The sequence below is a fragment of the Pseudomonas sp. Marseille-Q7302 genome, from assembly GCF_965111925.1.
Map to the genome: position 1 here is coordinate 80,927 of NZ_CBCOPK010000002.1, position 12,802 is coordinate 93,728.

Annotated in this window: 17 protein-coding genes; 7 read left to right on the plus strand and 10 right to left on the minus strand. The window is 62.5% G+C overall.

From position 1 onward, the window contains the following. Positions 1-99 precede the first annotated feature (99 nt). The 4 genes from ACWPW1_RS21420 (at position 100) to ACWPW1_RS21435 (ending at position 1,733) form a co-directional block, all read left to right on the plus strand. Positions 100-693: a hypothetical protein gene (locus ACWPW1_RS21420; RefSeq protein WP_454253987.1), complete on the plus strand. Its 594-nt coding sequence runs from the start codon at positions 100-102 to the stop codon at positions 691-693. Positions 694-805: 112 nt separating this feature from the next. Further along, complete coding sequence (locus tag ACWPW1_RS21425; protein ID WP_454253988.1) at positions 806-1,024, plus strand: hypothetical protein; 219 nt, start codon at positions 806-808, stop codon at positions 1,022-1,024. A gap of 104 nt (positions 1,025-1,128) precedes the next feature. Continuing rightward, complete coding sequence (locus ACWPW1_RS21430; RefSeq protein ID WP_454253989.1) at positions 1,129-1,446, plus strand: hypothetical protein; 318 nt, start codon at positions 1,129-1,131, stop codon at positions 1,444-1,446. Between the two features lie 26 nt (positions 1,447-1,472). After that, on the plus strand, positions 1,473-1,733 hold the full coding sequence (locus tag ACWPW1_RS21435; protein ID WP_454253990.1) for a DUF6012 family protein: 261 nt from the start codon (positions 1,473-1,475) through the stop codon (positions 1,731-1,733). Between the two features lie 5 nt (positions 1,734-1,738). Here the strand turns inward: ACWPW1_RS21435 and ACWPW1_RS21440 are convergent, their stop codons facing one another. From ACWPW1_RS21440 to ACWPW1_RS21480, 9 genes are all read right to left on the minus strand, one after another. Beyond that, complete coding sequence (locus ACWPW1_RS21440) at positions 1,739-2,077, minus strand: hypothetical protein (protein WP_454253991.1); 339 nt, start codon at positions 2,075-2,077, stop codon at positions 1,739-1,741. Positions 2,078-2,169: 92 nt separating this feature from the next. Beyond that, positions 2,170-2,421, minus strand: a complete 252-nt coding sequence (locus tag ACWPW1_RS21445; RefSeq protein ID WP_454253992.1) for a hypothetical protein — start codon at positions 2,419-2,421, stop codon at positions 2,170-2,172. Positions 2,422-3,505: 1,084 nt separating this feature from the next. Further along, positions 3,506-4,069: a phosphohydrolase gene (locus ACWPW1_RS21450; protein WP_454253993.1), complete on the minus strand. Its 564-nt coding sequence runs from the start codon at positions 4,067-4,069 to the stop codon at positions 3,506-3,508. Positions 4,070-4,231: 162 nt separating this feature from the next. Continuing rightward, complete coding sequence (locus ACWPW1_RS21455; RefSeq protein ID WP_454253994.1) at positions 4,232-4,498, minus strand: hypothetical protein; 267 nt, start codon at positions 4,496-4,498, stop codon at positions 4,232-4,234. Next, positions 4,479-4,733 (minus strand): hypothetical protein, encoded by a 255-nt coding sequence (locus ACWPW1_RS21460; protein ID WP_454253995.1) that lies wholly within the window; start codon positions 4,731-4,733, stop codon positions 4,479-4,481. Before ACWPW1_RS21460 ends, ACWPW1_RS21455 begins: the two co-directional genes overlap by 20 nt. Before the next feature lie 173 nt (positions 4,734-4,906). Continuing rightward, positions 4,907-7,123, minus strand: a complete 2,217-nt coding sequence (locus ACWPW1_RS21465) for a DNA cytosine methyltransferase (RefSeq protein WP_454253996.1) — start codon at positions 7,121-7,123, stop codon at positions 4,907-4,909. A 180-nt stretch (positions 7,124-7,303) separates the two neighbouring features. Continuing rightward, positions 7,304-8,479, minus strand: a complete 1,176-nt coding sequence (locus ACWPW1_RS21470; protein ID WP_454253997.1) for a tandem-95 repeat protein — start codon at positions 8,477-8,479, stop codon at positions 7,304-7,306. Between the two features lie 41 nt (positions 8,480-8,520). Then, positions 8,521-8,832: a hypothetical protein gene (locus tag ACWPW1_RS21475; protein WP_081348021.1), complete on the minus strand. Its 312-nt coding sequence runs from the start codon at positions 8,830-8,832 to the stop codon at positions 8,521-8,523. A gap of 68 nt (positions 8,833-8,900) precedes the next feature. Then, complete coding sequence (locus tag ACWPW1_RS21480; RefSeq protein ID WP_454253998.1) at positions 8,901-9,764, minus strand: tandem-95 repeat protein; 864 nt, start codon at positions 9,762-9,764, stop codon at positions 8,901-8,903. Positions 9,765-10,147: 383 nt separating this feature from the next. Here ACWPW1_RS21480 and ACWPW1_RS21485 point away from each other — a divergent pair, with 383 nt between their 5' ends. Further along, the gene (locus ACWPW1_RS21485; RefSeq protein ID WP_095016300.1) at positions 10,148-11,176 is read left to right on the plus strand and encodes an IS30-like element ISUnCu4 family transposase; all 1,029 of its coding nucleotides are present in this window, start codon (positions 10,148-10,150) and stop codon (positions 11,174-11,176) included. On the opposite strand, the gene ACWPW1_RS21490 is transcribed toward ACWPW1_RS21485, so the two are convergent. Beyond that, positions 11,165-11,698: a LysR substrate-binding domain-containing protein gene (locus tag ACWPW1_RS21490; protein ID WP_454253999.1), complete on the minus strand. Its 534-nt coding sequence runs from the start codon at positions 11,696-11,698 to the stop codon at positions 11,165-11,167. The genes ACWPW1_RS21485 and ACWPW1_RS21490 overlap by 12 nt on opposite strands. A 19-nt stretch (positions 11,699-11,717) precedes the next feature. Here ACWPW1_RS21490 and ACWPW1_RS21495 point away from each other — a divergent pair, with 19 nt between their 5' ends. Next, complete coding sequence (locus tag ACWPW1_RS21495) at positions 11,718-11,960, plus strand: DUF1654 domain-containing protein (RefSeq protein ID WP_231893056.1); 243 nt, start codon at positions 11,718-11,720, stop codon at positions 11,958-11,960. 111 nt (positions 11,961-12,071) lie between these two features. Beyond that, complete coding sequence (locus ACWPW1_RS21500; protein WP_231893055.1) at positions 12,072-12,800, plus strand: hypothetical protein; 729 nt, start codon at positions 12,072-12,074, stop codon at positions 12,798-12,800. The last annotated feature ends 2 nt before the right edge of the window (positions 12,801-12,802 follow it).

Sequence of the window (12,802 nt, forward strand, 5' to 3'; positions counted from 1 at the left end):
TATACCTGCCTGGTTCCCGCCCATAGAAGGCTCGAATCGGCGGCCTCGGCAGCAGTGGCCCGCTGATACTGGTGCCTTCTTCCAGTCGGGATACCAGCTATGAAATACGCGCTCGAGCACAAGGGCGGCCGCACCCTACCGGTCGACCCGGCCATCTATCTGAAGGCCATCAAGGGTCGTTTGGCATGCGCCCAGTTGCAGGGCGCCAAGAGCATCTGGATCGATCACCGCGATGGACTGTGGCACGGCAAGGCAACCCATACCGCGCTGATCGGCGCCCTGGAGCAGCTGGCTGCCGAAGGGTACGGATTGAGCTGGGATGAGATGCGCGGCATTCAAGCGCTGCGGTTGGATGTCGATCCGAAAGTGTCCCTGGCGCCGGCGGCCGTTCGCAAAGCGCTGGGCTTGGTCGAAACCTGGGACACTACTCCCTTTGCAGCACCAGAGCCTGTTGCTGCGCCGGTGAGCCATAGTAGCCAGATGGGTGACTACCTGTTGTTCCTGATGCTGATCGCGTCCCTGGCCGGCGCCCCCTTCGGATTGGCCCGTGTGCTCGACGCGCCTACACCTGGCCCCTGGCTACTCGCGTTCTACTACGGGATGTTTGGACCGACTCTCTACAGCTGGGGCTCGGTCCTCGTGAGGGGCATCCTGGCTGCGGAACGTACGCGCCGACACACCCGTCCCGCCTGATGCACCACCGGCGCCTATCGATGACGCAAGATGCCGGCGGCTGGCTGAATGTCCTCTTGACGCTGCGCGCGACGGGAATGACATTTAGCGGCCCACGTTTCGGAGGGTGAACATGACTCAACCTCGTGCCCGGGCACCTGGCCCGGCTATCGCTGGGCCAGCGCGCAATCAGTCGGCGTCGGCTGCCGAGCATCATGCCCACTCGCTGGCGCGGCAGCTCCTGGCAGAGCTCACCGGCACGCCAAGCGAACTCCAAGCCGAGCTCGATGCAGCATCCCGGGCAACCCCCGAATCCCCTACCAAGAAGGGCGTGAATCGCCGATTACGCTGAGGGCGGCAGCTGCACACTAGGCCGACCGCCCGGGTTGACGCCTTTGCTGCCAAGTGGGAAAGCGCGTTGATCTGGGACGGACCACTTCTATCGAGGACGGCCCCATGCTCGACCTGTACAACATGATCGGTGCACTGATCCCCACCGCTGGCCCCACCAAGGCGCATCCGGATGACGCTTACCGTGAAGGCTACGCCGCCGCGGTTGACGACGCGTTGAAGAAGGTCGACCAGGCGCCGGATGCATCCACGGCCGCGATCGCCTTCGCGCTGGAGACCGATGAGGGCATGACCTTCCTGCGCTGCTGGAACGAAGGCGACTTCGACGCCATCCGCCGTGAGTGGCCGGAAGCGCCAGACGACGTCTTTGAGGGCGCTGATCCGCTGTTCAAGCGGGCGACCTCCCAGCTGCCGCCCGGCTAGCACCCCGACGCGCGAGGCAGCCGCTCATGCTCATCCACCTGGTACCACGGTTCATGACCTGCCCTGTCTCGGGACCGCACGTCCAACTGATCGACCTGCGGATCGACTCGGTTGGCCTGATCTTGCGTGATCGGGTTGACCTGGCCACGCGCCGGCCGATGCCGAACAAGCGCATGGCGATCGGCTGCCGCGAGCGTGGCCGCCTGGCGCAGGTAGGTCTGCTGACCGATGCGCTCCGGCCGGCTCAGCCATTCACCGTGGTGTATCGCTGGGCGGTAGCGGCGTAAGTTTCCTACACGTCAGCCGGTTGTCCAAAGAGGGCACCGTGATCGCCCGGCGCAAGCATCCGTTGGAGCGCTTCAAGAACCGGCGCCAGGGCCTCGTACTGCTCCACCGTGACGCCAAGGCTCGCGGCCTCCCGCACCTTGATTGCTTCATACAGATCGCGCATGCCTGCGCCCTCTGGCAACTCTGAAATAACGGTGAGGATCAAGGCCTTTTTTTCGGCACTGAGCTTCGTACCTGCGAACTGTTCCAGTAACTGAACAATAAAATCAGGTTCAGCCCGGCCCGCTTCCAACGGGTTGAATTTGAATGGTTGTACAGCGGATGGATCAATCTTCAGGATCATGGGCCTACCTACATATTCGCGGACGCGAAATCCGCGCCCTGGTACTGCAAAAGGCCCAATCAAGGGCCGGTTGTGCGCAGCGCTTTCCTTGATCAGTTGGTCTTGGCCAACTCGCGGACCTTCGCTACGAAAGCGTTGAGGCTCTCCGCAGCCGCCTCAATCCCATCGAGGGGCAGATTGCGAGGTACTTCCAGCGAAACTGACGGTTGCTCATCGACGAGTAAGGTGGCGTGAGCAATACGCTTTTGCTTGCCCTTGATCTGCATGAAGGCATTTACCATCCCTCGGACGTTGCCGGCGGGCTGTTCGAACACGATGACTTCGATTTCTGCAGTGGTGGCCATCGGTGTTTTCCTATAAGTCTGAGATCGGGAACCCGGCACCAATGAGCACTGCTCGAAGTACCGCACGTTCCTCTCGATACGTCCAAGCGCCTGGATGGTGGACTGCGGGGTGCCGCGACGCCTCCTCCCAAGAGCTATACCAGCTGTCTCCGGCCGCTATGTAAACCGGCGGCCGACCTTCAAATTGATCGCTGGTGATGTCGATGATGACACCATCACACTCAATCCAAGCATGGGAGCCTCCGTCCTTTTCTCCACACACATAATCAACCTGAAGGCCTAGCTGAGAGTTCAGATAGTCACCAAGCAACTCCGACACCACACCACAGCAGCCACGGGGGAAGTTTTTCAGATGGCTTGGGAGTTGATCCAAATCCTTCTGAGTTTCAAGCTCAGTGCGGAAAGCATGCGCTACGCAGGTGTAATCCATTGCTTTTTTCTTCTCGATCCCAGGGCTGAAAGTGCCTTGTTCGTACTGGCAAGGCCGGCATAGAGACGGCCTTCCAGGTACGGCGATGTTTTCCTAATCGGTGGTGATGTTCCGGCAATGAGGGCAAGCCCATACTGTGTGCCCATCCTTCAGGTACTGCTGCGAATAGTTCGCCGTGCCTACCGGGCAGGCTGGACAGGCTCGAAGTTTCCCACAGCGATTAACGAGAACTTCCTCATAGCCGCCCAGCTTCATGGCCATCACGAAAGGCGTAATCACGGGATCGCGGGGGCCTCGGTTTGGATCGCTCATCGTCGCGGCGCATCGTTTCCGGCCTTGTTCAAGGAGCGCGGTTGACATCTGCATACAGAATTTTCCTAGGGTTCGTTATGGAGTCAACGTCTCACGGGGCGCCGGAAACGCAAGCCCATGATCGGGCACCAATCAGCGTGCCGGCAGGCCACTCAGGAAAATGTGCTCGGAGTAAAACGGCCATGGTCGAAATCCCAACTCTGTCCCGGCTTTTTCCCACACGCCAGCAGCTTGGACCCTTTCGCCCCCTGGACACCGCCTGGCCAGATCGCAGCTGCCGCTACGCCTTTGTAAGATTCTTACACGGTGGAATGCCGGACAGCGTCCCAACGGGCTCAGGGGCTAGGCCTTGGCCGCCTGGTGCGACTGACCGATCTTGCCACCGGACCGCACGAGCTGCTTGAAGCGTCTTTTGAATGCCAAGCGCGTGAAGGCCGGCGCCCAGGGCACTATCTGGTTGGGAAGCGGCTGGATCCTCTCGAGCGACGGCCAAGGCGAACCCGGAGGTAGCAGGTCGCGTCGCTCGGTTGCCATCAGCACCAGGTCTGCCTCCTTGATGCTCGCCGGCATCTGCTCAGCGATCTCGAAGCGTGCTGCGATGGCCATCCAGATTTGCGCCTCAATCGCCTTGAAGCCTGGCAGCAGGTCTTTGAGGGGACTCACCATGTCGCCGACATAGGCCTCGGCGGCATCATGCAGCAGCGCGTGAAGCGCGTCCGCCGGCGGCACCAGGTGGCTAGCCAATACGCTGTGTTGGCCAACGCTGTAGTGGGTCTGGGTATAACCCGCAAATCGGCAGATGTTCGCCAGTGCATGGGCGATGTCATCCAGCACCACCATGTCGGCTTCAGGGGCCAGCAGGTCAAACTGCTTTCCAGACTGGGTGAGGATCCAGCTTGAGCTCATGCGCTACTCCCGTGAGGCGAAAGACCAGGTAGTGGCCAACGTAACCGATCTCCGTCGACGCGCTAGCGCCAATACCCGCCTGCGCCGGGGCCTCAATAGCGAGGGGCACTCCTCCGCGCGCGCAGTTCTACACGCCGCGGGATCGTGGACCGCAGCCGACGCTCAACCGGCGAGCTGGGCGCAGCGCAGTGCCAGCTTGTGGTGGTAGTCGGCACCGGTGCAGGTGCGCTCCAGGCGGATAACTTCGTCGAGCGCTACGTCGCGCCCGCTGCACTCGGCGGCGGCCCGGGCCAGTGCTTCGCACATTCGCACGACATAGCCGGGCGCGAGATATCGCGGATCCCGAGCGAGATCACCCTCCGCGGTACCGCGTGCTTGAAGCGCCCGCTGGATGATTCCTGCAAACGGTTCATAGTCGATCTGGGGCACGATTCTCTCCTTCAAGGGTTTCCGCGTAGCGTAGTGCGGTCTGAACGAGACGACGGCCGCCGGCGGCACGTGCGGCCTTCTGCGTTTTTCCGATCACGCGGCGAAGGCCATCGCGCGCGAGTTTTAGACTGGTCGCCTCAGCGTCGGCGGCTTCGAAAAGCGCGTACAGAATACCGTCGGCTTCCTGCAAGGCATCCAGGTCCTCGGCCGACACGTAGATCGTTGCGCCGCTCATGGCTGGTCCGCCCGGGTGTTCTGGGCTGTGTTCATCACTAAGCGGCGACGGTGCTGCACCGCCTCCACCGTTGCGCCTTGAAATGAGTCGTTCACGTCGTTCTTCTCCTGAGCAATGGGTGTTGCTCCGATCGGCCAGGCGTCGCCGCCACCGGCCGAATCGGTGACTTGACGCTATGCCGCAGCTGTTCGCCGCGGAGTGGCCACTGCGGCGCGCCAGGGGTCGTTGGCCCGGGCAATCGCCGCCATGTGCGGCGGGGAGACGCTGTTGCCGCACATGTGGACCTGTTCGGACTTGGTGAACGGCTTGCCGTCGTGGCCAAATTCGATCTGGTAGGAGTCCGGGAAGCCCTGGGCGCGGTACAACTCTCGCGGCTGCAGCATGCGCAGGCCGATGTCGACCACGATGTAGGGGGTGCCTTGAATCGTTACCGTGACGAGCGCAAGGCGGTCTTTCGTCGTGACGGTGGGGGAGGGCTCGTCCGGCCGGCTGGTGTTGTCCGCACCGTAGTAGCTCATCAGGAAGGCGGCGACGCGCAGGGCACCGGCTTCGACTTCGGGCGAGAGCTGCAGCTCGACCACCGAGGTCTTGCCGCCGCCGCCAGCGGTGATGGTCGGCGCCGGCTCGTCGATGCGTTGGCCAACGGAGCCGCCGAACTGCCGGGACAGGAAGGCGGTGATCGCGCCGTGGTGCTGGCCGGAGGCACTGATGGTGTGCAGCGGCTCCTCGAGTGAGCGGGCATCGCAATTGCCGCGCAGATGGGCGAGGGTGGCCACCGCCAGACGCTGTTGGCTGCCCGTGTTGGTGATGGTGGTCATCGGCCGTTCGACGCTGTGTGCAGGCGTGGTGTTGAAACCGCCGTTCGCCTGTTCCAGGAACGCCGTGCAGACGCCCATCGCATGTGCTGCGCCGGCGGGGCGCTGGCAGTCACCGCCACTGGTGATGGTGGGCATCGGCTCATCGGCAGCGGCGCCGGCGGAGTCAAAGCGAAATTTCACGAGGTGCGCGGCCGCGACCGCGTGCTTGATCCCACCGGCCATCACCGTGCCCAGCGGCTTGTCCAGGTCCGGTACGCGCGGTTCCTGCCCCTGGCGCTCGCCGTAGCCCACCGATACGAGCGTGGGCGCCACCACCGCGCGGTGGTTCTCGGTCAGGATGCTCCCCAGCGGGGCGCCGGCGTCGGCAGGCTTCCCTGCATAGGCCGGGCCTCCCAGGCCGATCAGCGTGGGGCTGACCAGCATCTGCTCGCCGCGGTTGGCGCACGTCACGGTCGGCAGTGGCTCACGCGGGTCGTGCACCCGATCAGCGCCCTGGTGGGTAGCCGGCGCGATGATCGGGCTTGCCACCGCGAAGGATCCGCCTCGAGGCCAAGCCGTGATGGTGTGCAGCGGCTCACCCACCGAGACGGCCGCCTCTCGGGACCAGTTGGCGATCGGCACGATGAAGGGATCAGCCGACTCCAGGACGAATTTGCGCAGGCCCTTGGCGACGCGGCGAAGTGTGGCCGCGGCCAACGGCTTTTTGCGCTTGAAGATCGACGGGCACGGGACTGACCAGTCGATGCACTCCGCGGCGACGCGCAGCGGCTTCTGTCCCTTGGCCGGCTTCTTGGCGTGGGTCTGTGCTGGCCAGACGATCGGCTGACCGTCGCAGCGAGCGATCATAAACAAGCGCTCGCGGCTAGTCGGCGCGCCATAGCTGGAGGCACGGCCCACCTCCCACTCGACTTCGTAACCCATGCCCTGCAGCAGTTGCACGAACCGGCGCCAGGTTTGCCCCTTGCGCTTGGGGTCAGGCACCAGGAATTGGTTGTGGACCGGCACCTGCTCACCGACGTCAGCTACCCGGTTCACGAACTTCTTCGGCTTCGTCGGGTGAGGGATACGGTCCAGGGTCACGACCCGGCCGGTTGCAGGGTCGCGCTTGGCGATCAGCGGGCCCCACTGCAGGATCTGCTTCACGTTCTCGAGGCTGATAACCCGTGGACGCTTCTTGCCCGCCCATTTCAGGCCTATCCAGCTGAGGTTGCGGATCTCGTGCTGCCGCGGCTGTCCGCCGGCCGCCTGGCTGTGGTGGGTGCAGTCTGGCGACATGTGAAACCAGCCCACCCGGCGGCCGCCGCACTCGGTGTCGGGGTCGCCGTCGAAGACATCGGTGGTGAAATGCCGCGCCGCCGGGTGGTTGGCGGTGTGCATGCTGATGGCTTTTGCAGAGTGGTTCTTGGCCACCGCAACTGGGCGCCCCAGGCCCATCTCGAGCCCGGTCCCGGCGCCGCCGCCGCCGCCGCCGCAGAAGAAGTCGACAACGATCTCATCTTCCTGGGCGGTGAAGCTCAGGCTGTACTGAGTCTTGAAGTCGACAGGAGGTTGCTTGCGGGGAAATGCGGTCATGGGGAGGGGCCTCAGTGCGTCGAGGCGCCAGCCGCCTCACTGAGCCCATCCTCCAGGCGTCCCTGAAAACGCAAGCTCGTGAGCCTGCACTAGCGGGCCGGCGACGTAGCCACTGGCTGCCTCAGGCAGGTAGGTCCTCAGAAGATGCGGGGTAGGGAAAGAATCTTTCGCTCCCCCTCATCAAGGCGTCGTCACCCGGGCGCGCACCGTCGCAGGCCTGGACTCCACCGTCTTGATCTGCAGCGGTGTCGTTGCGGTCGGGGCGTCGTTGATCGGCCGCACCAGCACCGTCACCCTTGCAGCAGCTGAATAGGCGCCCTCGGGGTCGCGTGCCCGGTAGGTGAAGCTGGCTGTGCCATTCCAGTCCTTGGCCGGCTCGAAGCGCAGGTTGGCGCCTTGGATGGTTGCAACGCCCACGGTCTTGAGTGGCGGAGAGACCAGCTCGAAGTAGGAGGGCGGCGCCGAGTCGATGTCGGTACCGGACAGCGTCGTCTCAACCGGCGTGTCCTCGTCCGTGGTCAGGGAAACCGGCTGGACGACGGGCGGATCATTCACCGGCATGACGACGATGGTGACCGTGCCGGTACCCGATGTGGCACCGCGGTTATCGGTAGCCTGGAACGTCAGCGTTGTGGTGCCAGACCAGTCGGCCGGCGGCCAATAGGTGATGGTCGAAGTGCTTTGGGAAATGCTGCCAACGTTTGGCTGTTGAAGGATGGTGTATCGGCTGATACTGCCGTCGGTGTCCACCGCTTGCAGGCTGAATTGACCTACGGTGTCTTCGTTCAGGGTAGCGGTTGAGTTCAGGGCCGTCGGCGGCGAGTTCGGGATGACGCGGGTGATCTCACACATGTTGCCGGTGTAGTGAACATAGCGCGCGGTAACGACATAGCTTCCGTAAATCTGCCGGGCAGAGTCGAGGCACTCTTTATCGAACGTTGCTTGGTAGCCAGCGGGCCCGCCTTTGGACCGCACATCCGCGTCGGCCGCTTCATTCCACCGCTTGCTGAAGCTGGCATAGGTATCGTTGTACTTCGGGATGTCTCCTTGCCAATAGTCCCACCCGCCTTGATCGGGGCAGCGTCCCACGTTGGTCCCGTACTGCCGATAGACGGAGATGATGTGGTTCTTCCAGCCAGCGTCCAGCCCGCCTCTCCAATACCCGGGTGAGTTCGAGTCGCAGATGAAGGAGTTCTGGCTGAAGGTCGTGCCGACCTCGTCCGCACGGGACAGCGCGCTGAAGAGGCTGAGCAGCAGGAGTAGGGCCGCAGCGACGATCGTGATCGGTGCAGGTGCGGTTGGGCGCGAAGGCATAGCCACCTCGGCATAGGGGAGTGGGACAAGTAAACGGGACATGGGATAGCCCTGGGGCGTGAGTTCACGCCGTGGAAAGGGATTCAACGGGCCGTTCCAGACGCGCGGGCGTCGATGAAGTCGAGGATGCGGTTGATCCTCCACATCGCATGACGGCGGGAGCCCGGTATCGATCGAGGTGTTTTTCGCACCGCTCGGACTAATAGCCGTCCCAGCTGGGCCGCCGGCCGATCGGAAAGCTCCAAGGCCTCGAAGGCATCCGTCGCGTCCTGCAGCTGCAGAAAGCTCGCGACGTAGCACCAACGTGTGGCCAGGCGAAATCGCCTGGTGGTTGGCTGGAAGAGCAGGTAGACCCGCTCGCCGCCGGCAGTGAAAGAGCTGCGTAGTACTTCCATGGGGCGCCTCATATGACTGGGTCAGTCGAGGCTATTGCCTATCTCCAGAATGCAAGGCTGGCGAGCTGTCACTGGATGACCCGGGCACGCGTGGTGACCGGCACCGATTCCTTCGTGCGTATCTCCAACGACACGTCAGTCAGCGCCGGGGCGTCGTTCACCGGCCGCACGGTGACGGTGAACGCCGCCGGCGCCGACCAGGCGCCGGCGGTGTCCTGGGCGCGGTAGGTGAACTGGGTGGCGCCGTTCCAGTCCTTGGCCGGCTTGAAGGTGGCGGTGGCACCGGCAAGGGTGACCTGGCCGACCGCGGCCGGCGGCACGGCTACGAGCTGAAAGACGGTGGAGGCAGGGGAGTCGATGTCCGTTGCGGACAGCTGCACGCTGGCTTGGGTGTCCTCATCGAGGCTCAGGGTCTTGGCCTCGGCGACGGGGGCATCGTTCACCGGGCGGATAGTGATCGACACGGCAGCCACGTTCGACCAGGCGCCACTGGGGTCCTGGGCGCGGTAGGTCATCGACGTAGTGCCATTCCAATCGGCTGTCGGCGTGAAGATCACGGTATTGCCGGCGAAGCGCGCGGTGCCCGCGGCTGCAGGCGCCGCGCTGACGATCTGGTAGGTGAAGGTCGAGTGGTCGTCGTTAACCGGCAGTGCGCCGCTGGCCGGCGAGTCCTCGTCGCTGGTGATCGCCAGGTTGCCGGCGACCGGCGTCCGGTTGTAGCAGGTGGCGGTATCGATCCAGGCGGACTCATTGCGTCGGCTGCCGTCGCTGTAGACGTCGTAGGTGCGACGCTGGGTCCAGGGTCCCGTCGGCGTCGCAGCCGGGCAGGCGAGCTGGCGCGTTTCCGATGCGCTCGAGGAATAGACCGCGGTGCAGGTGTTGCCCGTGGTGGTCCAGCCAGAGTCATTGCGCTGGCTGCCGTCGGACCACACTTCGTAGGTCCGCCGCTGGTTGATAGTGCCCTGGGGTTGAGTAGCGGGGCAGCTTTGGTTTCGGTACTCAGTCTGGGTCGAGTTGTAGACGGCCTGGCAGGTGCGGCTCGTCTCGCTCCAGCCGGAGTAATTGCGGCGGCTGCCGTCGGACCACAGCTCGTACGTTCTGCTCTGCTGGATATTCCCTGCAGGCCTATCCGCCGGGCAATAGGCCGTTTGTGACTCGCTTTCAACGCGCACGAAATACGTATTTGGCGCTTGGCAAATCGTCCATTGATACCTGGTGCCACCATACTCGCTTATTCTTCCAACAGAATTCCCTACGAAGGGCGGCGGCAAAAACTGAGTGCAACACCTGACCTTTCCGGTACGGTGCTGCCCCTATGTCTTATACCGAACTCAGCGTTGAAGAGCGCGCCACCATTCAAATCAGTCATGCCCAAGGCTTCAGCCTGCGTAGGATTGCCTGCTTGATCAACCGATCCCCTTCGACCATCAGCCGGGAGCTGCGCCGCAATCGAGATGTCTGTGGCGGCTACTCGGCCCACGCGGCCCAGCAGCAGATGCAGGCTCGCCGCCAGGTGTGTCGACCGAAGCGAAAGCTGTTGCGGGGTGGTGAGCGCTTCGAGTTGGTGGCGCATATGCTCCGTGAGCGTTTGTCTCCCGAGCAGATTGCCGGCAAGCTGCGCAGCATGAACATTCCCAGCCTCAGAGATGCCTACGTCTGTCGCGAGACGATCTATAACGCGATCTATGCCCTGCCGGTCGGTGAACTGCGCAAGGAGCTGATCATCTGCCTGCGGCAAAGCAAGACGACACGTCGACCGCGCTCTGGTGGTGTGGATCGGCGCGGCCAGATTCCCGAGATGGTCAGCATCCATGTGCGCCCACCGGAGATCGAAGACCGGCTGATGCCAGGGCATTGGGAAGGCGACTTGATCAAGGGCAAAGCCAACGCCTCGTGTGTAGGCACGCTGGTGGAGCGAACCAGTGGCTACCTGATGCTGGTGAAGATGAACGACGCGACGGCGACCTCGGCGATGGAAGGCTTCAGTGCAGCGCTCAATGGCATGCCGCTGGCGATGCGCAAGAGCATGACCTACGACCAGGGTCGAGAAATGGCGCGGCATGCTGAAATCACCCAGCAGACTGGGGTGGCGATTTACTTCTGCGACCCGCACAGCCCTTGGCAGCGCGGTAGCAACGAAAACATCAATGGCCTGATCCGCCAGTACCTGCCCAAAGGCACAGACCTGTCGGTACACAGCCAGGAAGAACTGAATGCCATCGCACTGCAACTGAACATGCGTCCGCGTAAGCGCTTCGACTTCAAATGCCCAATCGAAGTTATGGGCGAGGTGATGCAGAAGGCCATGGCTATGCGCCATGATGCTCCAGCTTCAATTCAATGACCGTGTTGCACTCAGCTCCTGCAACCGCCCTTGGTTACGATTTAAACGATTTTCCACTACCTCGGCCAAGATCGTATTAAGCAGGCGCATAATTGCATTAGGCTGCTCACCACGACGACGTGATGCGACCAGCGGCGTTTCGATGCTTTTATCTGCTAATGTTACGAACTCTACTCCTTCACGGCGCAAGCTCCTGACTTGCTCTGGCACCAACGAAAAACCCATATCTGATGCGACCAATGACAGGGCAGTTTGTAAATCGTGCACTTGCTGAATAACCTGCACCTTAAGACCTTGGCGATAAAAAACACCCATAAGCATATCGGCAAAGTTGGGACTGCTGCTGGCTGGGAAGGTAATTAAGGGCAGTTTAGACAGCTGTTGCAAAGTCGGTTGCTGATTACTTAAAGGGTGACCTGAAGGCAAGGCAACGATCAAGGGCTCACTGAAGAGCACCTCGTCTCGCCAGGCACGCACCGGTTGCCAGCAGGCCGGCCGGTTTAATACTGTATAAAAGAACATCCCCATGGGACCTGTGGAGATGGCCCGCACCCCACCGCCGGCATTGACGCCCTATGACCAGCTTGCCGCTAGGGTTCATAGGCAAGTCATGAGCGCGCCTGGCGTCCGAGAAAAGCACGTCCACGTTGAACGACGCGACGCGAGAGATCAGGACTGGGACCAGCTGCTCGAGGCGATCAGCGAGATGGAGGGCGTCATCATTGCCCACCGCGATGACGGTAGCGTCGACCTGTTCTGGAAGGTCAGCTACGACGACTTCTGAGTGATCGTATGACGCACTGGAAGGTTCGACCCACAACCGCGCTAGAATCGGCGTTTGCAATTTTCGAAAGGCATGGAGACTAGGTTCCAGTTACCTGCCGAGATCCAAACGATGACCTATAAAGTTTGCAAAGTGAGCACCGCGGCCACGGACGCGCCAGGCGTCTACAGCGTCCTGTTCAATGGTGACGACCGCTTTTTCCGCCGGATCGAGGTCCACCTGAGCCGAGACCTCGGCGACAACGTGCTCGACTTCATCGAGCTCTACGGCTTGTGGTGCGCCCTGGTGCAATTCGAGCTGGCCGGGCACCAGCGTAACTGCGGAAACCTGAAGCTTGTGGTGTCACGCGGTGCGGTGAAGCGCCTGTTGCTCTCAGACAGCTCCAAGGGCGAGCTCTACGAGACGTCGAACGCGCTGCGCACCCAGTTCTTCGGCCTCAGCGGTATCAGCGTCGAGAAGAACAAGCCCTGGACCCGTGGGGATCACCAGGCCTTCTGCGTTAAGTGGGACGGAACGCCCCCTCCGCAACCGTCGGTAGAGAACCCGGTATTCGGCAAGATCTATCTGACCCATCACACCCTGGTCGAGTACCTGGACGAGACGAAGGGTGAGTGCAAGCCGGAGAACGTCTTCCCGCGGCTGGCGCGGGTGGTCCGTGACCTGAATCGCGAAGTGACGCTCCCTGCCGAGGTACTTCGGCATAAGCAGCATCGCCACGCAGGTAACCAAGACGGCGTGCGGTACCTTGGCAGCATGGCGGGCTGGCAGCTCGTGACGAGGCCCGCGCTGGACCGGTCCGGTCTGCTAGCGATCACCGTATACCAGCGACAACAGATCTGAGG

Coding starts and splice junctions, on each gene's coding strand:
- ACWPW1_RS21485 (WP_095016300.1), top strand. CDS start 10,148: ATGTCTTATACCGAACTCAGCGTTGAAGAGCGCGCCACCATTCAAATC.
- ACWPW1_RS21500 (WP_231893055.1), top strand. CDS start 12,072: ATGACCTATAAAGTTTGCAAAGTGAGCACCGCGGCCACGGACGCGCCA.
- ACWPW1_RS21430 (WP_454253989.1), top strand. CDS start 1,129: ATGCTCGACCTGTACAACATGATCGGTGCACTGATCCCCACCGCTGGC.
- ACWPW1_RS21420 (WP_454253987.1), top strand. CDS start 100: ATGAAATACGCGCTCGAGCACAAGGGCGGCCGCACCCTACCGGTCGAC.
- ACWPW1_RS21425 (WP_454253988.1), top strand. CDS start 806: ATGACTCAACCTCGTGCCCGGGCACCTGGCCCGGCTATCGCTGGGCCA.
- ACWPW1_RS21445 (WP_454253992.1), bottom strand. CDS start 2,421: ATGGCCACCACTGCAGAAATCGAAGTCATCGTGTTCGAACAGCCCGCC.
- ACWPW1_RS21460 (WP_454253995.1), bottom strand. CDS start 4,733: ATGAGCGGCGCAACGATCTACGTGTCGGCCGAGGACCTGGATGCCTTG.
- ACWPW1_RS21465 (WP_454253996.1), bottom strand. CDS start 7,123: ATGACCGCATTTCCCCGCAAGCAACCTCCTGTCGACTTCAAGACTCAG.
- ACWPW1_RS21470 (WP_454253997.1), bottom strand. CDS start 8,479: ATGTCCCGTTTACTTGTCCCACTCCCCTATGCCGAGGTGGCTATGCCT.
- ACWPW1_RS21495 (WP_231893056.1), top strand. CDS start 11,718: ATGGCCCGCACCCCACCGCCGGCATTGACGCCCTATGACCAGCTTGCC.
- ACWPW1_RS21450 (WP_454253993.1), bottom strand. CDS start 4,069: ATGAGCTCAAGCTGGATCCTCACCCAGTCTGGAAAGCAGTTTGACCTG.
- ACWPW1_RS21440 (WP_454253991.1), bottom strand. CDS start 2,077: ATGATCCTGAAGATTGATCCATCCGCTGTACAACCATTCAAATTCAAC.
- ACWPW1_RS21435 (WP_454253990.1), top strand. CDS start 1,473: ATGCTCATCCACCTGGTACCACGGTTCATGACCTGCCCTGTCTCGGGA.
- ACWPW1_RS21475 (WP_081348021.1), bottom strand. CDS start 8,832: ATGGAAGTACTACGCAGCTCTTTCACTGCCGGCGGCGAGCGGGTCTAC.
- ACWPW1_RS21490 (WP_454253999.1), bottom strand. CDS start 11,698: ATGTTCTTTTATACAGTATTAAACCGGCCGGCCTGCTGGCAACCGGTG.